Source organism: Streptomyces sp. NPDC087215 (assembly GCF_044744885.1).
GTDB lineage: Bacteria > Actinomycetota > Actinomycetes > Streptomycetales > Streptomycetaceae > Streptomyces.
In genome coordinates, this window is record NZ_JBIUZD010000015.1 from 1 (window position 1) to 20,038 (window position 20,038).

11 protein-coding genes are annotated in these 20,038 nt (G+C 72.7%); 5 read left to right on the forward strand and 6 right to left on the reverse strand.

From position 1 onward, the window contains the following. Positions 1-285: 285 nt before the first annotated feature. Positions 286-1,038, reverse strand: coding sequence for a GntR family transcriptional regulator (locus tag ACIO92_RS28320; RefSeq protein ID WP_351792672.1), 753 nt, complete (start codon positions 1,036-1,038; stop codon positions 286-288). A gap of 420 nt (positions 1,039-1,458) precedes the next feature. Between ACIO92_RS28320 and ACIO92_RS28325 the strand changes: the two genes are divergently transcribed. After that, on the forward strand, positions 1,459-2,790 hold the full coding sequence (locus ACIO92_RS28325) for a glycoside hydrolase family 18 protein (RefSeq protein WP_366440113.1): 1,332 nt from the start codon (positions 1,459-1,461) through the stop codon (positions 2,788-2,790). 377 nt (positions 2,791-3,167) lie between these two features. Here ACIO92_RS28325 and ACIO92_RS28330 read toward each other — a convergent pair whose 3' ends face one another. From ACIO92_RS28330 to ACIO92_RS28350, 5 genes are all read right to left on the reverse strand, one after another. Continuing rightward, positions 3,168-4,247, reverse strand: a complete 1,080-nt coding sequence (locus ACIO92_RS28330) for a DUF4190 domain-containing protein (RefSeq protein WP_402596788.1) — start codon at positions 4,245-4,247, stop codon at positions 3,168-3,170. 409 nt (positions 4,248-4,656) lie between these two features. Continuing rightward, positions 4,657-6,231 carry a S8 family peptidase gene (locus ACIO92_RS28335; protein ID WP_366440111.1) on the reverse strand — a complete coding sequence of 525 codons (1,575 nt, stop codon included), beginning with the start codon at positions 6,229-6,231 and terminating at the stop codon, positions 4,657-4,659. Between the two features lie 715 nt (positions 6,232-6,946). Then, positions 6,947-7,708: a DUF4232 domain-containing protein gene (locus tag ACIO92_RS28340; RefSeq protein ID WP_402283286.1), complete on the reverse strand. Its 762-nt coding sequence runs from the start codon at positions 7,706-7,708 to the stop codon at positions 6,947-6,949. Between the two features lie 91 nt (positions 7,709-7,799). Then, positions 7,800-10,445, reverse strand: a complete 2,646-nt coding sequence (locus ACIO92_RS28345) for a BTAD domain-containing putative transcriptional regulator (protein WP_366440109.1) — start codon at positions 10,443-10,445, stop codon at positions 7,800-7,802. Between the two features lie 855 nt (positions 10,446-11,300). After that, entirely contained in the window at positions 11,301-13,613 is a 2,313-nt protein-coding gene (locus tag ACIO92_RS28350) for a DEAD/DEAH box helicase (protein WP_402283288.1), read from the reverse strand. Positions 13,614-14,068: 455 nt separating this feature from the next. Between ACIO92_RS28350 and ACIO92_RS28355 the strand changes: the two genes are divergently transcribed. The 4 genes from ACIO92_RS28355 to ACIO92_RS28370 all read left to right on the forward strand — a co-directional run bounded on the left by ACIO92_RS28355 (position 14,069) and on the right by ACIO92_RS28370 (position 19,751). Continuing rightward, positions 14,069-15,319, forward strand: coding sequence for a helix-turn-helix domain-containing protein (locus ACIO92_RS28355; RefSeq protein ID WP_402283290.1), 1,251 nt, complete (start codon positions 14,069-14,071; stop codon positions 15,317-15,319). 282 nt (positions 15,320-15,601) lie between these two features. Further along, positions 15,602-16,396: a toll/interleukin-1 receptor domain-containing protein gene (locus ACIO92_RS28360; protein WP_366440106.1), complete on the forward strand. Its 795-nt coding sequence runs from the start codon at positions 15,602-15,604 to the stop codon at positions 16,394-16,396. Continuing rightward, complete coding sequence (locus ACIO92_RS28365; RefSeq protein WP_402283292.1) at positions 16,393-18,405, forward strand: hypothetical protein; 2,013 nt, start codon at positions 16,393-16,395, stop codon at positions 18,403-18,405. The genes ACIO92_RS28360 and ACIO92_RS28365 overlap by 4 nt, the downstream gene beginning before the upstream one ends. After that, positions 18,402-19,751 (forward strand): hypothetical protein, encoded by a 1,350-nt coding sequence (locus tag ACIO92_RS28370; RefSeq protein ID WP_401240849.1) that lies wholly within the window; start codon positions 18,402-18,404, stop codon positions 19,749-19,751. The genes ACIO92_RS28365 and ACIO92_RS28370 overlap by 4 nt, the downstream gene beginning before the upstream one ends. The last annotated feature ends 287 nt before the right edge of the window (positions 19,752-20,038 follow it).

Consider the following 20,038-nt stretch of genomic DNA (forward strand, 5'->3'; position numbering starts at 1 on the left):
ACCCGTGAACGTCTCCACCCACAACGACTCAGCCTTCAACACCCCACGCATACAAGGGAAATGCCCGCACCGCAGCCTTCTGCAACACGCTTTAGGTGCCGGGCGTCGGTCGTCGACGGCCGGATCGCCGACGACCGGTCACGACGCGGTCGGTCGCGGGTCGCCGGACGCCGACCAGGTCGGTCACGGCGCAGCGGACCGTCAGCCGCCAGGCCGCCCACGGCCAGTCACAGGACGGCCCGCCGGGCGGTCAGCGGCTCGCCGCGCGGGCCCCGGGGCTCCTTCTCACCGGACCGGCAGGTGGTACGAGAGGCGGTAGCGGTCGGCGGGGACCACCACGTCGGCGGTCTCGACGGCGCGCCCGGAGGCGTAGTACGTGCGCTCCACGGCCATCACCACATGGCCCGGCACCCCGCCCAGGGCCAGGAGTTCCTCGGCGAGCCCCGGCCGGGCGCCGACCTCCTCCACCACGTTGTCCACCACGACGTCGATGGCCGCCATGCGCTCGACGACACCGCAGCCGCCGAGCGGCCCCTCCTCGGGCAGCATCACCGGGGTGCGGCCGGTGACCGCGAGGGGCTCCCAGGAGGTGGCGACCATCATGGGCTCGCCGCCGTCCCGGTACACGTACCGCGTGCGCATCACCCGCTCCCCCGGCTCGATGCCGAGCCGCTCGGCCACCTCGGGGGCGGCGGGCTCCTGCTCGCTGTTCGAGTCCCAGGTGCCCCGGGCCCCCTCGTCCGCCTGCTCCTGCCGGAAGGGGTTGGCGCCGGTCGCGGGGCGGTATCCGGAGCGGGAGATCCGGCGCGGCACCGGCCGCTCGCGCACATAGGTCCCCGAGCCGGAGCGACCCTCCACCAGACCCTCGGCCATGAGCACCTTGCGGGCCTCCAGCGCGACGGTGTCCGACACCCCGTACTCCTCGCGGATGCGCGCCTGCGAGGGAAGGCGGGTGTGCGGCGGGAGCGAGCCGTTGGCGATCTTCTCCCGCAGATCGCTCGCCACGCGCAGATAGGCGGGCTGCTCACCGAACGTCACTGGACACTCCCCTCAGGTTGACTGTCAGCTACAGAGTGACAACCCTCGGTCGCGGTCCGCAAGCATGGGCCAGAGTTTCACTCGAAGTGATGACGCAAGGGTCCGACCCCTTGCCCCCGGGAACCCGTCGGGCTAGACACCGCAGGACCGCGCCGGATCCACCGGCCCCGACCCGCCCGGACGAGCCCGCCACCACGGGCCGACCCCGCCGCCGGGGCGCCCCCGATCCACCCCGGCCCACCCCTCGCCGCCGACCCCTCTTCCACCGAACCTCCGCCGTCCTCAAGGGGCTTGGCCCGCCGATCGATGCCGTAGCCACGTGATCGAATGCCGCCGAACCCCTTGACCTGATTGGTACAGACCAATACTTTCCTGCCAGCACGCCGCACGCTCCAGCCCGCCTCGCACAGGAACGAGCCCATGCGTCCCAGAGCCATGACCAAGCTGACCCTCGGCACCGCCGCCGCGGCCGCCCTCGGCCTCCTCGCCACCCTGGCCCCCGCCGCCGACGCCCACCAGCCCGCCGCGCAGAAGCCCGTGCTCAAGCGCATCGGCTACTTCACCCAGTGGGGCATCTACGGCCGGAACTTCCAGGTCAAGGACCTGGAGACGAGCGGCACCGCCGCCAAGCTCAGCCACATCAACTACGCCTTCGGCGTGGTCGACGCCGCTGGAAAGTGCCAGATGGGCAACCTCCCCGGCTCCGACCCGTGGGCGGACTACGTGCGTCCGGTCGACGCCGCCTCCTCGGTGGACGGCGTCGGGGACACCGCCGACCAGCGGCTCGCCGGAAGCTTCAACGAGCTGCGCGAGCTGAAGGCGAAGCACCCCGGGCTCAAGGTCATGATCTCGCTGGGCGGCTGGAGCGGCTCCGCCCACTTCTCCGACGCGGTCCGCACCGACGCCGGACGCAAGAAGCTCGTCGCCTCCTGCATCGACACGTACATCAAGGGCAACCTGCCCGTCGACGGTGCCCGCGGCGGCGCCGGTGCCGCCGCCGGGGTGTTCGACGGCGTCGACCTCGACTGGGAGTGGCCGGGCTCCGACGGCGCCCCGGGGAACGTGATCCGCCCCGAGGACAAGCCCAACTTCACCAAGCTCGTACGGGAGTTCCGCACCCAGCTCGACACCTACGGGCGCTCCCTGCCGAAGCGCAAGCACTACGACCTCAGCGCGTACGTGCCCACCGCCCCCGCCAAGATCGACGCGGGCTTCGAAGTCGCCAAGATCATGCGGGACTTCGACTTCGTGAACCTCCAGGGCTACGACTTCCACGTGTCCGGCGAGTCGACCGCGAACCACCAGTCCGCGCTCTACGCCAGGAACGACTTCAGCGTCGACCAGACCGTCAACGACTGGCTGCGGCGCGGCGCCCCCGCCCACAAGCTGGTGGTCGGAATGCCGTTCTACGGCCAGGGCTGGACCGGTGTCACCGGCGGCGGCGACGGCCTCGGCCAGCCCGCCGCAGGCCCCGCCCCCGCGACCTGGACGGCCGGTTCGGAGGACTACAAGCACCTGAAGACCCTGGCCGCCTCGGGCACGTACAAGATCTACCGGGGCTACCGCGACGGGCACGCCTGGCTCTTCGACGGCACCACCCTGTGGACGTACGACGACCCGACCGTGCTGCGCGCCAAGGCGAAGTACGTGCGCCAGAACGGGCTCGGCGGCGCGATGATCTGGTCGCTCGACGGGGACACCGCCAACGGCGAGCTGATCACCGCCATCGACCGGGGTCTCACCCGCCGCTGATCCCCTCCCCGGCCGCCCCGCACGGGCGGCCGGGCCCCTGACCGCGGACCGGCGTCCCGCCGTACGCGGTGCACCGGAACGGCGGTCGGTCACGGGCCGCCGTCCCCGGGACACCGTCTCGGTCCGCGCACGACGGGGCCGGGCCTCCGCGAGGAGACCCGGCCCCGTTCCCGTGCCCGGAACCCTTACGGGAACCCGTGCCCGGGACCCGTAGGGCGAACCCCGTACGGGCAATCCCGCACTGGGGTCCCGTAGGGGAAACCCCGTACCCGGGACCCGTACGGGAAATCCCGGACCCGCGTCCCCCTGGGGGAAACTCCGGGCCCGGGACCGTACGAGAGATCCCTGACCGGGGTCGCCGTACCCGGCCCCCGTGGTCAGACCGAGGTGTCCGTGCCCGGGTCCGCCGGGGGCTCGGCCGTCAGGCGGAGCGCGGTGCGGACCTTCACGCCGAGATCGTCGGGCAGGGAATCCCAGGCGGCGTCGTACGCCACCCAGTACGTCTCCGAGTCGGCGGCGGAGGCCAGCCTGCCCCAGTCCTCGGACGCCTCCGCGAGCTGCTGGCCGAGGGCGTCGGCCTGGGCCCTGGCCCCGCCCGGCCAGACGTGCCCGCGGAGTCCGGTCCGCGCCCCGTCGATGGCCGTGAGCATCTTGCCCGCCCACTTCTTGTTGGCCGCGAGGTCCTCGTCCGGGTCCGCCTCGGGCTCCGTGTAGGACACCGTCTCGATCGGGTTGAGCGTCTTCAGGAAGTGCACCTGGTCGGCGTCGAGCGTGGTCGCGTCGGCGCGCAGCGAACCGGTGAGCTTCTTCTTGTCACCGAAGTACGCGCAGGTCACGGTCCGGTCGCCGAGCCGCCAGCTCTGCTTGCTCGGCAGGTAGTAGTACGTCCAGGCGTCGAGCGGCACGGCCCAGGTGTCCAGCGCGTAGGCGCCGTTGACCGTCTCGCAGCGCTTCTCCGCGATCTTGTCGATGGCGTCCTCGCCGGGCCACGCCTCGAAACCGGTGAGCTTGAAGTCGCCGGTGACCTCGCCCTCGTGCGGCTTGGCGCAGTCGACCACGGTGACGCCGGTGGTGTACTCGGCCTTCTCCGCGCTCCGGTCGTCGAAGCACTGTCCGGTCCGCAGGTCCATCGGCGACTTCGAGTGGGCGGCCTCGTCCACCCCCTCCTTGAATCCGTCCCAGGCCGTACGGACACCGCCGGTGGCGAAGCCGACGACGACCAGCAGACAGCTGACGACGGAGAGCACGATGCCCGTGACGGCGAGGCCCTTGCCCTCCTGCCCGCGCTTCTTGATCTGCGGGAGGGCGACGAGCCCGAGGATCAGGCCGAGGGGCGGGAGGCAGCAGACGATGCCGGAGACGAGGGAGCCGATGGCGAGCCCGTTGGTGGTCCGCCGGGGCTGCCCGTACGGGCCCGTGCCGGGCGGACCGCCGTAGGGCCCCGCCGCGTACGGCATCCCCGGGGAGGTGTACGGGCCCGGCGCCGGGGCGGGCCATCCCCCCTGCTGCGGGCCCCCCTTGGGAGGCTGGGGCTGCTGGGGCTGCTGGGGCGGTGGGGTCGGCTGGGTCGGCTCCACGGGGGCGGGCTCCTGATTCGGGGCGGTCGGCGCGAACAAACGATCGAGCGCGCATCGTACGCGGCCGAAGGGAGGGCGCGGACGGGCGGGGTGGGCGAAAGGGGGCGGGTGGGACATTCGGGCGGGGAGGGCATTCGGGTGAGGACATTCGGGCGGGGGCCGGAGGCAGCGGCAGCGGCAGCGGCAGCGGCAGCGGGGAACAATTGCAGGAGGAGGACAGCCGGAAGGGGCGGCCGCCCGTAGGCGACCGCCCCTCGTGCCTCACACGTCACCGTTCAGCCGGTCGGGCTCAGAACTGCAGGGCCCAGGAGTCGATCTTTCCGGTGTCGGCGGCGGCGTTGTCCGAGACCTGGAGCTTCCAGGTGCCGTTCGCGGCCTCGGCGGAGGCGTTCACCGTGTACGTGGTGTTGATGTTGTCCGCGCTGCCGCCGGTGCCGAAGGCCTTCAGCGTGTACGCCGAGCCGTCGGGGGCGATCAACTGGACCTGGAGGTCACCGATGTAGGTGTGGACGATGTTCACCGGGACCTGGAGGGCGGCCGGGGCGTTGCCCGCGACACCGCTGACGGTGACCGGGGACTCGGCGGTCGCGTTGTCGGCTATCGCGTAGTCGGCGGTGTTCTCGAACTTCGGGCCGGTGGGCGGGTTGGTGGAGCCGCCGCCCACGTACAGGAGCCGGTTCGGGGAACCGGTGCCGGGGTTGGTGACCACGTTCGGGGTGGCCGCGGAGGTGAGGGCGGCCGAGACCTGCGCCGGGGACGCGGTCGGGTTGCCCGCCAGGTAGACGGCGGCGGCACCGGCCGCGTGCGGGGCCGCCATCGACGTACCGGAGATGGTGTTGGTGGCGGAGTCGCTGGTGTTCCAGGACGAGGTAATGGAGGTGCCCGGCGCGAAGAGGTCCAGGACCGTGCCGTAGTTGGAGAAGCTGGAGCGGGCGTCGGTGTTGGTCGTGGAGCCGACCGTGATCGCCTCGGTGACCCGGGCGGGCGAGAAGTTGTTCGCGTCGGCGTTGGAGTTGCCCGCCGCGACCGCGTAGGTGACGCCGGAGGCGATCGAGTTGCGGACGGCCTGGTCGAGGACGGTGTCCACACCGCCGCCGAGGCTCATGTTCGCGACGGCCGGCTTGACGGCGTTCCGCGTCACCCAGTCGATGCCCGCGACGACCTGGGCGGTGGTGCCCGAGCCGGAGTTGTTGAGGACGCGGACGGCGACGATCTTCGCCTTCTTGGCGACGCCGTACGCCGTACCGGCGACCGTGCCGGCGACGTGGGTGCCGTGGCCGTGGCCGTCCTGCGCGACGTTGTCGTTGTCGATGGCGTCGTAGCCGTTGGAGGCGCGCCCGCCGAAGTCGGCGTGGGTGATCCGGACGCCGGTGTCGATGACGTACGCCGTGACGCCCTCGCCCGCGCTGTCCGGGTAGCTGTAGCTCTGGTTCAGCGGCAGGGCCTTCTGGTCGATCCGGTCGAGCCCCCAGGAGGGCGGGGACGGCTGCGTGCCGTCGACCGTGAAGACCCGGTTCTGGACCACCGACGTCACCGCCGGGTCGGCCGCGAGCTTCTTCGCCTGCGCCTCGGAGAGCTCGACGGCGTAGCCGTTGACCGCGGAGGTGTAGGTGCGCTGGATCTTCGCGCCGAACTTGGCGGCCACCGCGCGGCCCTCGGCGCTCGCGGCGGGCGCCGATCCTTCGAGCGTCACGATGTAGCTGCCCGCGATGGTCCCGGGCGCTCCCGCGTTCTCGATGACGCCCTGGGGGGCCGTCGGCGCGGCGGCGGCCGGGAAGGCGGCGAGCGAGCCGAGCGCGAGGGCCGCGGCTGCCACGGCCGCGGCGGTGGCGGTTCTCCGACGTGCGTCACGCGTCACTGACATGTGAGGTGTCCTCCTCGTGTGGGGGTGCTCTGCCGTGGGGGCATCGCTGTGGGGGGGGTGTGGGGGTGCTGTGGGGGGAGGTGCTTGTGGTGCGTGGGGCTGGGTGTCGCTGTGTGCATGTGGGGTGTGGTGGGGGGTGGCGCCATGAGGACGTGCGGTGGGGGGAACCAGAGGTGCGCACGGGCATGGTGGTCACTTTTTAGCAGGCTCATGACAAGGCGATGCGAGGTTCGCACCGACTCGCTTGACCGGCTGATGACCGAAAGATTGACTGATCCATAGAAAACCCACAAGAGCGCCCGACAGTCCGCAACACCCGTGCCACACAACGGACATGACGTGGCGCATGGTCACCGGCGGGCACCCCCGTCCCTGTACCCGCCCCACCGGGAACGCGCTCACCTGGCGCTTCACCGCACGACACCGCTCTCCGGACACCCGGCGCAGCCGAGCCCTCTGGCGCCGCTCCCGTCACACCCGTCACGGGGTAATTCACGGGGGCGTTACGCGCCACCGCCCCGCACGGGACCCGAAGCGGGTCCTGGGCGGGGCGGGAGGCAAGCCCTGGGCAGGGCGGGGACGAGCCCCGGGCGCCACGGAGGCGAGGAACGGGAAGGAGACGGGGACGAGGAGCCGGAGCGCGCACGGGCCGGACGCCGTTCGCCACGCGGGCCGGGATCGGCGGCCGAGATCCGACCGTACGAGAACGGCCGGATCAGAACTCGTCGGCGCCGTTGCGCAGTTCCTCGGTCCAGTAACCCGTCTTCGCGGTGGTCCCGTCGACGGCCACGCCACCGGCCGGGGCCTTCACCACGATGCTGCCCTCGGCCGGGCCGTCGGCGGCGAAGAGGTTCACGTTGAACTCCTTCACGACCTTGTTGTTCTCGTGGACCCCGCCGAGCGAGACGCGGACGTTGGCGTACGCGGGGGCGCCGGGCCGCAGGACGACCGGGGCGGCGGGCCTGCTCTTGGCGACCGCCGGGACGTCCTTCGCGGTCTGGATCGGGCCGAAGGCGAGCAGCGGGTACTTCAGGAGGGTGCAGGCGCGGCCCGAGACATTGGTGGCGGTGAGCACGATGTGCTCGGTCGGGACCTCGTCGGCCTTCGCCGCCGTGACCTTGATGTCGCCGTAGGCGCAGGCCGGGGCCTTGCCGGTGGACGAGCCGCCTCCGGTGGAGCCGGTGGACGAGCCGGTGGTGGAGACGCCCGTGGAGCCCTTCGAGCCGCTGCCGCCGGTGGTGGTGGAGCCGCCCGTCGAAGCGCCGGTGGCGCCCGAGCCGCCGCTCTTCGCCGCGGTCCGGTCCGTCGCGCCCTCGGCGGCGGCCCCGTCTCCGGTGGCGCCCGTGGGCGCCTGCGCGGAGGCGTTGCCCGCGTCCTTGGCGCCGGTCGCCGCGTCCCCGCCGCCGCAGGCGGTGAGGCCGAGCGAGAGGGCGGCGGCGACGGCGGCCAGGACGACGGACCTGTGGTGGTGACGCATGGTGGTTCTCCCCCGTGACGCGGTACGAGCCCTCCAGGTGGTGGGCCTCTTTCAGCTTCCGGCGCCGCGCTGCCGTCCCGCTTGCGCGGCGCTAACGATCCGCTGTCAGCCGCGAGAGACGCGCGGCGGCCCGCGCCGACCCCTCCGGGAAACCCGCCGCCTCGGACGCCGCGATCGCCCGTTCCAGCTGGTCGGCGGCCTCTTCGAGGCGTCCGGAACCCGCCAGTGCCTCGCCCCTGACGATCTGCAGCTGAGCCTGGACGACCACCGACTCCGGCGCGACGAGCTCCCCCGCGCGCAGGGTGTGCGCGAGCGCCGCCTCGAAGTCCCCGGCCCTCAGGCAGTGCGCCGCCAGGTGCTGGAGGGACAGCACCTGGGTGGACGGGTGCCCGATCCGGTCGGCGAGGGAGACGGCGTGCACCATCAGCAGCCCGGCCCGCTCGTGCTCCCCCGTCGCGTCAAGGACGGCGGCGTAGTTGACGTACGCGATGGTCTCGCTGATCGTGTCGCCGACCCGGGCGGCGAGACCGGGCGCCTTCTCCAGGTGGACGAGCGCCTCCGCGTCCCGGCCCTCCGCGTGCAGGATCCAGCCCAGCAGCGCCCGCACCCGGGACTGCGCGTCCAGGTCGGCGATGTGCTCGGCGGAGGCCAGCCCCGCCTTCAGGAGCGGTGTCCAGCCGTCCCCTGTCCGCATCAGCATCAGCGGCCACTGCAGCAGGGCGAGCCGCCAGGCCCGGTCGTGCAGGCCGAGGGCCGCGGCGGCGGTCACCGCGCCCTCCAGGGCGACGCGCTCCGCCACGTACCAGTCGAGGGCCGCCGTACGGTCCTCGAACTCGCGGGCGGCGGCGGGCCGCCGGGCGTCGGCGGGCAGCGAATAGCAGGGCTGGGAGCCCGGCTCGGCGGCGGCGTCCGCCGCGAGCCCGGTGTACAGGTAGTGGTCGAAGAGCCGGGGCAGCCCCTCCGGGTCGGCGTCCTCGGCGAGGTGCCGGGCGTACAGGCGCACCAGGTCGTGCGGCATCCAGCGGCCGGGCACCGACTCGGTGAGCAGGTGGGCGGCGGCCAGCCGGTCCAGGTCGGCGGACGCCTGCGCGGGCGAGGTCCCGGCGAGCGCCCCCGCAGCGAACCGGTCCAGATCGGAGCCGGTGTGCAGACCGATCGCCCGGAACAGCCGGGCCGCGGACTCCGGCAGCTGCTGGACGGTGAGCCGCAGCGCGGCCGACACCCCCCGGTCCTCGATGTCCAGCAGCATCAACCGGCCCTGCTCGTCCGCGAGTTCACCGACCATCGCGTCCAGCGTCCAGCGCGGCCGCTCGGCCAGCCGGGCCGCCGTCACCCGCAGCGCGAGCGGCAGCCCGTCGCAGAGCCCGGCGAGCCGCGCGGCGGCGACGGGTTCGGCCGCGACCCGTTCCCCGCCGAGGACCGTGGTCAGGAGCGCGGCGGAGTCGGCGGGGGGCAGCAGCCCGAGGGGTACGGGCCGGGCCGCGTCGGAGGCGACGAGGCCGCCGAGCCGGTCGCGGCTCGTGACCAGGGTCGCGCAGTGGTCGCCGCCCGGCAGCAGCGGCCTGACCTGCTCGGACGAGCGCGCGTTGTCGAGCAGGACGAGCAGTCTGCGGCCCGCCGTCAGGGACCGGAACAGCGCGCCCCGCGCCTCCACGGCCTCCGGGATGCGGCGCGGCGGGACCCCCAGGGCGAGCAGGAACTCGCGCAGCACGGCGGCGGTCTCGGGCGCCGGGGTGTCGCTGAAGCCGCGCAGATCGGCGAAGAGCCGGCCGTCGGGGTAGTCGGAGCGGCGCTCGTACGCCCAGTGGACCGCGAACGCCGTCTTGCCGACCCCGGCGGGCCCGGTGACCAGACAGACCGGACCGTCGCCGCCGCGCACGGTCCGGTCGAGCAGGGCCAGTTCGGAGCCGCGCCCGGTGAAACCGCGCGGCGCCCGGGGCAGGCCCTCCGGCGCGGGGGCCTCGGCGGGGGCGGCGGGGCCCGGCGCGGGCACCGGCTCGGCGGACCGCAGCAGCGTCGCGTACGCCTCGCTGAGGGTCTCGCCGGGGTCCACGCCCAGCTCCTCGGCGAGCAGTCGCCGGGTGCGGTGGTACCAGTCGATCGCGTCGGACTGGCGCCCGGAGCGGCCGAGGGCCAGCATCAGCGCGGCGGCCAGGGACTCCCGCAGGGGGTGCGCGACGGCCTCGGTCCGCAGTACGGCGGCGGCCCTGGCGTGCTCGCCCAGTTCCCCGTACGCCGCCGCCAGCGCCTCCACCGAGGCCAGCCGCAGCTCTTCGAGACCCCCGGCGGCGGCTTCGAGGGGACGGCTGTGCACGGTCCCGGTGAGCGCGGGCCCCTGCCAGTACGAGAGGGCCTCGCGGAGCATCCGTACGGCGTCGGCGGGTCTGCGCTGCACCCCGGCGAGCCCGACGAGTTCCTCGAACCGGTGGGCGTCGACGAGCGATTCGGGCATCCGCAGCACATACGCCGAGCCCTGGGTGGCCAGCTCGACGCCGTACGCCTCCGCGCCGTGCTCGGCGAGCAGCGCCCGCAGCCGTGAGACATGCCCCTGGAGCACCGTCTTGGCATGGGTGGGCGGCTCCTCCTCCCACAACGCGTCGATCAACTGCTGTGTGTTCACGGCGCTGTTGGGGCGCAGCAGAAGCATCACGAGGAGACTGGACCGCTTGGCGGGCCCCAGGGCCACGTCCCCGCCCTCCGTCACCAGCGCAACGGAGCCGAGCAGCCGGAACTCCACCAATACACCTCCGCGGTCTTTCCCCCGTCCCCTTCCCCAGCAGTCGAGGATACGTGGGACACGGGGGCCGCCCACGCCCCGGTGACCCCGGTGGACCGGCGTCGGCCGAAAGACAACGGAGGTGAACGGGAGGGGGCCGGGCACTCCGGTACCAGAGCGTTCACGAGCGGTCACGGCCCGGGGTCGGGGCGGGGGGCGGGGAGGGACGCGGGGCCGGTACGGGGCGATTTGCACCCTCTGCGGGCAGGTGCGGGGGCCGGGGGTCAGGAGCCCGGAACTCGGGTGTGGGACCGGGCCGAGATCCCGCGAATCTGGGAAGTCGGGGCCAGGCGGACGGACGGGGAGGCTGGGGGTCGGGGTCCGAGGGGGTGAAGGACTGAGGGGGTGAGGACTGAGGGGGTGAAGGAATCGGGGCGCGGCGGTTCGAGGCTTGGCGGGCTCGGGGCTTGGCGGGCTCGGGGCTTGGCGGGCTCGGGGTTCACGGGTCCCGGGGTGGCTTGGGACTCGGGGGCTTGGATGTCCGGGGGCCTCAGGGCCTCTCAGGGACAAGGAACCGAGGAGTCGAAGTTCCGGCACCCCGGGGCCGGATCCCTGGGCATTCGGGGTCCCGGGGTCGGGGTACCAGGGACCCGGATTCCCGGGGACTCGGATTCCCGGAGTCCTGAATACTCAGGGACTCTCGTGCTCAGGGTCCGAGGGTCCGGGGGAAGCCCGGCCCGGGGAAGCCGGAGAGCCCGGGGAAGCCAGGCCCGGCTGAGAGCCCAGGGAAGCCTGAGAGCCCAGGGAAGCCGGAAAGCCCGTGGGAAGCCGGAAGTCCTGGGAAGCCGGGCCCCGAGAAGGCCGGGGCTCCGGCCCTCAGCTTCCCGAGGCGTCGGTCTCCGCGCTCAACCGGGCCTGTTCGTCCTCGACGATCCGGCGGGCCAGCTCGACGTCGGTGACGTCGACCGCGTCCGGGGTGGCCTCGGCCACGGCGGAACGGCGTGCGTAGGCGTCGAACAGCCGGGTCTTGTCCTCCAGCATCCGCACCATGCGCTCGTCGACTCCCCCGATGGCGAGCAGCCGGTGCACCCGTACGGGCCGGACCTGCCCCATGCGATGGGCCCTGGCCACCGCCTGGTGCTCCAGGGTCGGCTTGATCTGCGGCTCGCAGAGGACGACGACGGACGCGGCCTGGAGGTTGAGGCCGACACCGCCCGCCTGGATCTGGGCGAGGAGCACCGCGGGGCCCCGGACGGCGGAGAAGTCGTCGACGAGCCGCTGCCGCCGGATACCGGAAACGCTCCCGGCGAGCGGACCGAACACGGGACCGAACACCGAGGCGCCACCGGCGGAACGGTCGGCGGAAGCGTCGGCGAAGCCACCGGTGGAAGCGTCGCCGGTGGCACCACCGCGGCCTTCGGCCGAACCGTCCGCGAGGACCCCGCCGACCGCGTCGAGGACGTCCCTGAAGCAGGAGAAGACCACCGTCTTCTGCCCGTTCTCCGCGGCCTCCCGCACGATCTCGCGGAGCCGGTCCAGTTTGGCCGAGGTCGCGGGACGGGCGTACGCGGCCCGGCGCATGGCCATGAAGCCGCCCGCGCGGACGGCCTCGCGGTGGGCCTCCTCGTCGGGACCGCTCAGCCGCTCCCACTCGTCGGTCCGCTGGAGGCTGGGCAGTTCGGTGAGCACGTCCTTCTGGTTGCGCCGCAGGTAGACCGGGGCGACGGTCCGGCGGAAGGCGACCGAGTGGGGGAGGGCGTCGCGCTCAGCGAGGGGCTCCCGCTCACGGAACGGCCCCCGCCCGCCGGGAGAGTCCCGCTCGCCGAGGGAGTCCGCGACCCCGGGGGCGAGCATCCGGACGAGGCTGCGGAACTCGTCGACGCGGTTCTCCATGGGGGTGCCCGTCATGAAGAGGCCGCGTTCGCAGCGCTCGGTCCACAGGGCGACCGCCTGGGAGCGTTTGGCCTCGGGGTTCTTCACGGAGTGGGCCTCGTCGACGACGAGCAGCCCGACCTCGCCGCCGCCCGGGGCGGGGAAGCCCCGGAGCGCGTCGAAGGTGGTCACGCCGACCCCGCCGCGCCCCTTCCAGTCGGCGAAGGCCCGGTGGCGGTCGGGGCCGTGGAGGAGCGTGACGCGCAGGGTGCTGCGGGCCTCGATCTCCCGGGTCCAGTTCACCAGGACGCCGACCGGGCAGACGACCATGAAGTGGCTCTGCCCCTCGGCGGCCAGGTGGGCGAGGACGGCGATGGCCTGAATGGTCTTCCCGAGGCCCATCTCGTCGCCGAGCAGCACCTTGCGCTGGGCGAGGACGAAGCGGGCGCCGAAGGCCTGGTAGCCGCGCAGCGAGACCCTGCGGTGGGTGTCGTCGAGGCGCTGGGCGCGTACCCGCTCGGCGACCTCCTCCGGCAGGAAGCCCTCGGCGGCGGCCGGGTCGGGCAGACGACTGGAGACCTCCGCGAGGAGCCCGTAGTACTCGGCGGAACGCAGCTCGAAGTCGACCAGGGCGGCGGTGTCGGAGGGGAACCCGCGCAGCAGGTCCACGGAGGCCTGGGCGAAGAGACCGGGCAGGCCGGACTCCTCGGCCTCGTCCGTCAGGACACGCAGCTCGGCTACGGCCTCCAGGGCGCGGGCCCGCCCCTCCCGGCCGGCCAGGAGCATCCGGAGCCGTCCGGCGACGGGCCGGGCGGCGGCCAGGAGGGGGTCGAGACGGCCGGTGAGGGCGGTGGCCCGGTCCACCGCGCGCCGGGCGTCGGGACCGGCCTCGACCAGGACGTGCAGGGCGGCGAGCAGCGCGGTGGTGCCGGGCTCGGGCCGGTCCACGTCGATGTGGACGGCGACCGTCTCGTGCACGGCCTCGGAGAACTGGCGTGCGGCGGCTATCAGTTGGTCGGCGGTGCGCTGCCCGACACCGGGGATCTGCCGGAGCCGGTAGGGCGGCTCGGCGAGGACGCGGCCGACGGTGCCGAGGCCGCTCTTCTCGACGTTCCCCAGCCGGAGGCGCCCCCCGGCGGCGTCCTGGAGCCGGGCGAGGGGGATGGCGTCCAGCTCCCGCCGGACGGCGGCGTCATGGAGCGGCCGGAGCGCCTCCCGTACGGCCTCGACGGCCCGCCCGTGATCCCCGACGGCCGCCCGAGCCCCCTCGCCCAACCGCACCCCCCGAGCGACAACCTCCCGCTCCTTACGCCCCACACCGCTCCCCTCTCTCCCGTCCCGCGCATCCTGCCACCCACCACGGACAGCCCCCGGGCAGGCGCCGGACAAGGCTCCGAACAGACCGGGCACAAGCGGGGGACGGACGCCGAAAACGGGACGCTCCCACGGGCCCCCGGCCCCGCACCGACCGGAAACCACATGCCCCCGCCCCCCCCTTCCCGCTCGATCACTCCGTTCCGCTCGTGACCGAATCCGTTCGCGACGGGGAGCAGATCGCAAGCAACGAAGAACGGAAGAGGCAACGGGCAACCCCGTCGAACCTCGATTCCTGAGGCGCCCCTCGTGCCAGACTCACTTCCAGATGCGAAGCGCAACACCGACGTCACCAAGGGTGTTCACTGCGTCGACTGTCGCGTCAGTCCAGTGAACGTCGGACGGAAGTCCCCTGTGAGGGCGCACAGCTCTCACAGTCACCGCTCAAGAGGAGGTCAATGGTGAGCACAACTCAGCCTTTCGGCCCAGAACTTCGCCGCTTACGACAGGAAGCGGGGCTTTCTCTGACCGATTTCTCCGTGGCGCTCAACTACGACAAAGGACACCTCAGCAAGGTCGAACGGGGGGAGCGGTCCGCTTCCCCCGAACTGGCACGGCGGTGCGACGCCTTCCTCGGTGCGAACGGCGAGCTACAGCGTCTGGCCATCCGCTCCGAGACGGAATCGGACGCACCCGAGCCCCCCGCCACCCCGAGCCCTTGGGCCGTCGGGCGCCGGGAGGTCCTCGCGGCGGGTACCGGGGCGCTGATCGACCTCGGCCTCACGCTCAGTGGCCAGGCGCTCCCCGCCACCACCGACCCGCTCCTTCCCTCCTTCCGGATGCAGTTCGACCAGTTGCGCAAGCTCGGGCAGTCCACCGCGCCGAAGGTCCTGCTTCCCCTGCTGGAGGCGCAGACACGCACAGTGACCGGGCTGGCAGCCAGTGCCGCGTCCGCCACGCGGGCCCCCGCGCTCCTGCTCGCCTCCCGGTTCGCGGAGTTCACCGGCTGGATGGCCCAGGAGGCCGGCAACAGCGACGCGGCACTCGGCTGGACCTGGGAGGCAGCTGAACTCGCGCGCGCCGGAGGCGATCCGCACCTCGGTTCCTACGCACTCGTGCGACGCGCCCTGGTCACGTTCTACGGCGGGGACGCCGCAGGCACCGTCGCTCTGGCCCGCCAGGCCCAGAGCAGCGGACTTCCCCCGCGCATCCGGGGGCTCGCCGCCCAGCGGGAAGCACAGGGACACGCGCTCACCGGCGACGAGCGTGACTGCCTCCACAGTCTCGACAGAGCGCGGGAACTACTCGCCTCCGACGACGCCCGCAGCGGTACCGAGCCTGTGATCGGCACCACCCACGTGAGCGATCCGGCGGCGATGACGACCGGCTGGTGCCTGTACGACCTCGGCCGTCCCAAGGCCGCCGCCGAGATCCTCGACCGGGAGTGCCGCCGCCTCCCTCCGCACGCGCTGCGGACCCGCGCCCGCTACGGCTTCCGCAGGGCCTTGGCCCACGCCGCCTCCGGAGAGGTCGAGCACGCGTGCACGATCGCCGGGGAGTTCCTCGGAGTGATGCCGACCGTGCCCTCCGCGACGGTGAACAGCGATGTACGGCGGCTCGCACGGGAACTCTCCCGGTTCCGGAGCAGCCGGGCCGTCCACGACCTGCAGCCGGCGCTGGCGCGGGCTCTCGCTCCCTCACACGGCTGACACCACCGCCACGGACCGCACCGGCTTGAGCCATCGGGCTCGCCGGACCGGCCGGTTACCCGGGCCTTCCGGGATCCAGAACCCCTGACGGGGCCTTCCCCGCTGGCGCGCCACATAGCGACCGGCGCCCCAGGTGGCTCCACAGCCATGGCCCCGGCACCCGCGCCGCCCCCTTCCACGCAGCCTCCGGGCGCGCCATGCCCTCGCGCGGCCGGAGCGTCATGGCCGGGCGTCCCCACGTCCAGTCCACACCCGTCATCCACCTCTCACGGAGGAACTCTCATGACCGACGTCTTCGTCAACTACCGGACGGGCGACGAGGAGTCCGCAGCCGCCATGATCGCCCGGGAGCTCACCCAGCGGTTCGGTGAGGACCGGATCTTCTTCGCCAGCAACTCGATCGCGCCCGGACACCGCTTCCCCTCAGAACTGGTCAAGGCCATGGAGAAGTGCGAGGCCCTCCTCGCCGTGATCGGCCCGCGCTGGGCAGAGGTGCGGGGGGCCGACGGCCGTCCCGCCCTCGAAGCCGAGCAGGACTGGACCCGTCGTGAGATCCGTACCGCACTGGACCGTGGAGCCCTGGTGATCCCTGTGCTCGTCGGCAAGGCCACGCGGATCGACCGCACGGTCCTCCCGGAGGACCTGTGGGAACTGGCGGACTGCCAGTACAAGCGGTTCGACCACCGCAACGCGGAGTCGGACCTGACGGCGCTCGGCGACACGCTCGTCCGGCTGCTGCCCGAGCTGGACTCGTCGGACCGCGACGCCCAGGCGGCGCGGGATCGCAAGGAGGCACAGTTCCAGGAAGAGTCGGCCCGGGACTCAGGACACACCAGGATGCGGACGCGCGATGTCGACCAGCGGGTGGACGGCGGTATCGGGAACCTCAACGGAGATCTGTCCGGCACGTTCGTCAACAAGCCGCAGGGCCCGGTGAACACCGGCCGGGGCCACCAGTACAACGCTCCGCACTTCGAGGGCGACAACACTGGCGTCCAGTTCACCGCGGGCGACAACAGCGGCACGGTCCACCAGCGCTTCGAGCGCGAGCGTCGGCGTTCGGACGACGGACGATGACGGAGCAGGGGCGGGAACCGGAGGGGACGTGGGAGCGGGCGTGGGAACACGTCACCGTCAACGATCCGAGCGGCCCGGTGAACAACGGCGCGGGGGCCCAGCACAACCACTTCTACTCCACTGGTACGCACCGGAGGGTCCGACGCGGGGCCGAGTCCCTCCGGATCGTCCGTGAGGACCGGGTGTACCTGGCGGACCGGTTCGTCCCGCCCCCGGAGTACCGCGTCGCCGCCGAGCGGCTGGAGAAGCCCGGATCAACGGTGTTCCTGACAGCCTCGCCGGGCAGCGGCCGTCGGGCGGCGGCCATCATGCTGCTGCACGGGCTGGGTGAGGACAACGGTGCCCCCGAGGAGGACGTCCGGTTCGAGGAGCTTTCCGCCCTGGACGAGGGCGAGGACCGCTTCGCCCCGCGCGAAGGCGACCGCTTCCTCTTCGACCTCTCCGCCATCACCGAAGAGACCAAGTACGTACAGGCCCAGCGCCTCCTGTCCCTGCGCCGGTCCCAGGTGCAGGAGGCGGGGGCGCACCTCGTCGCCGTGCTGCCGTCGGAGCTCGGGCACGCCCTCGCGCCGGACTTCCAACCGCACGTGGTGCGGCTCGGGCGTCCCCGTGGGATCGCCGTCGTCACCCGGTACCTCCGGATGGACCGGATCGCCTTCCGTCCCGCGGAGTTGGAGAGCGCCGACCTCCGGCGGCTGTGCGAGCGCTCCCCGATGCGGGAACTGGCCCGGTTCGCGGGGCTGGTGAGGACCGCCCGCGACAGCGGCCGGTTCGGTACCGACTTCGCGGGGTGGCTCGACCAGGCCATGCACGCGGTGACGGACCGCGTCGGCGAGGCGGGCCGCCAGGTGATCGCGGTCCGCACCGCGCACGAGCGGGCCCTGCTGCTCGCGACGGCGATGTTCGAGGAGGTCCACGCCGACACCGTCTACAAGGCGTGGCACGGTCTGATGAGGACGGTGCGGCACGAGGAGGAGGGGACGACCGAGCTCGCACGGACGGATTTCGGGGAGCGGCTGACGACGCTGGGCATCGAACGGGATCCGGACGGACGGCTCCGCTTCGGGCAGTTGGCCTACGCCGAAGCGGTACGGACGTACTTCTGGGCGAACTTCCCCGGGATGCGCGACGACCTCAGGAACTGGATCGGCCGTGCGGCGGGGCTCGACGGGCTGACCGCCGACGAGCGGATGAACGTCGTCGTCCGCTTCGGCGAACGCTCCCTGGCCGTCGGGCGGCCCGACCACCTCTTCGACCTCGTGGTCCGCTGGGCGGACGGCGCGGCCGGGTCGTCCTGCGAACCACGGGCCCTGACGGCACTCCGACTCGGCATCGGGCACGAGAAGTTCGGGGGATGGTTCCGCAGGCGTATCTACGACTGCGTCCGGTCCGGTTCCCTGTCGAACGGCCTCATCCGCGTCCTGAGCACCGCCTGTCTCGAGAGCCTCGGCCCGACCCACCCGCATCAGGCGATGGTCCGTCTCCGCTACCTCGCCCTACGGCGGGAGGAAGCCGCGCACGAGGCCCGGAAGGCCCTTCTCGACCTGGTCGAGCGCGACCGCAGGCTCTACCGGCCGCTCCTCGAGGACCTGCGGAACCGGGCCCGCCGGGACCCACGAGAGGCTGAGTCCCCTCTCCGGCTGCTCACCGAACTGCTGGGGAGCGAACGGACACCGGATCCGCCACCGTGGCCGGTTCTGTTCCAGGGCTGGGACGCGGTCTTCTCCCAGCCGCCGACGGAGCTCTGGGACCCGTTGGTGCGCGGCTGGCTGGACGCCGTGGCGGGCGACAGCACGCGGGGGATGGCGCTCGGCGTGATGGTCCGGGCGGCACACGGCCGCTCGGTGGCCCTCCACCGCCTCTACGTCATCGCCAGCGACTGGGTGCGCTACGCGCGCCACCCGTCCCGGGCGGCGGTCGCCGCCCACTTCTGGCAGCACATCGACCACGCGCAGTACGCCCGTACGAACCGTCCGGGCGCAGGACCACGGACCACGGAAGAGACATGATGAGACACCGCGTCGCCAGCCTGCTGTTCGTCGCTCTCTGCGGCCTCGCACCGGCCGTGATCGGAAACCTCCAGCACTGGTCAGCCTGGCTGTGGGGCTTCATGTCCATGGTCACCGCCTCGGGCTCCCTGCTGCTCGTGATGACGCTCCTCGGCGGAGGACGGGCCCCGGCCGACCCGTACGACCACGAGGGGCCCGAGCCGACCGTGGTGCCGGCGGAGCAGCCGTACCGGGAGACCCGGGTGGTCGACGCGGGGCTGCCGAGCGCGGTGGACGGCTACTACTTCCTCTTCTCCGCCACCGTGTGGTGGAGGCCGGGCCCCGACCACGCCGACCGGTACGACGGCACCTTCGCGGCTCTCGCCGCGTCCTCGGTCGTCAGCCGGGCGCTGGAGGTCGTACGCGAGGAGGAGCCGGGCCGGGCGAGCTTCGCGCGGTACCTCCTGGAGGGGGAGCTGGGCGTCCCGCTCCCGGACCGGAGCGGACGGGTGAGGGCCATGGCCGCCGATGTGACGCTGACCCTCGCCCCAGCCGACCGCGAGCGCCTGCGGAAGCTGGACGAGCTGCGCAAGGACGAGGAGATCTGGGAGTACGAGCGCCAGCGCGAGCGCGACAAGCGGCGCTACCTCGGTGACGACGTGCTCAAGAGCGCGGGCAGCGCGGTGGTCTGGTGGCTGGCCCGCCACGAGAACGAGATCGAGAAGGCGGTCTCCATGATCGGCCCGCTCGCCCAGATCACGGCGGCGGCCAACGACGAGGAGGTGCCCGAGCTCTTCCGCCACCTGCTCGTCCCGCCCGTGGCCGCCCGCAGCGAAGCGACCGTCGGGAGCCCTTCGTGGGACGGACACGACCAGGAAACGGAAACGTACGGCCGCGAGGCCGAGGTGGGAGCCGCGGATCGACTGCTCCTGCTGCTCGCGGCGGTGGGCCTGAAGCCGGACATGGACGCGTACACGGTGTTCGTACGGCGGGTGATCCGGGATCTGGAAGCGACGGGGCTGTACGAGGCCGCCGAGGAGATCGTGAGGGCCTTCTTCCCCGCGCCCGACGAGGGCGAGGGCGAGGATCCGGAGACCGGGCCCTCGGTCGGGGACGGCACCACGGGGCCGTGGTCGCCACGCTTCCCGGCTCCCGGAAGCCCCCCGTTCGGCGACGCGGGGTGGGAGGGCACGTCCGCCCCGGGGGCGACGGAGAGCGGCTCGGGCGAACAGGACCAGGACCGGTACGAGCCGGGCGAGTACGACATGGCTCCCCCGTACTTCTGGGGCACCGGACACAGCCCGCACCGGCCTGCGGGACCTCGCGCACGCGACGAGGACGCCAACAACGACGGCGCCGGAAACTGAACAGCTGAGCAGACGGCTCACGCTGCCACCCGCACCTCAAGGAGCCGTACGCTCTAGAGATCCGACCTGCGGAAACACGGTTCCGGAAGTGGCCATCCAGCACGGTGACGACGAAGGGGTCGACTCCATCAGGAGTCGACCCCTTCTGACCTGCACGCTTGACTGATCAATCGGCGTGCAGTAGTGGCACGACTACACGTTGAAGCGGAACCTGTAGCGCAGAGCTCCCACCTGCAGAAACACGGGTTTTATAGAGGGCGTCCCAGCACGGGCGTTCTATCCCAGCA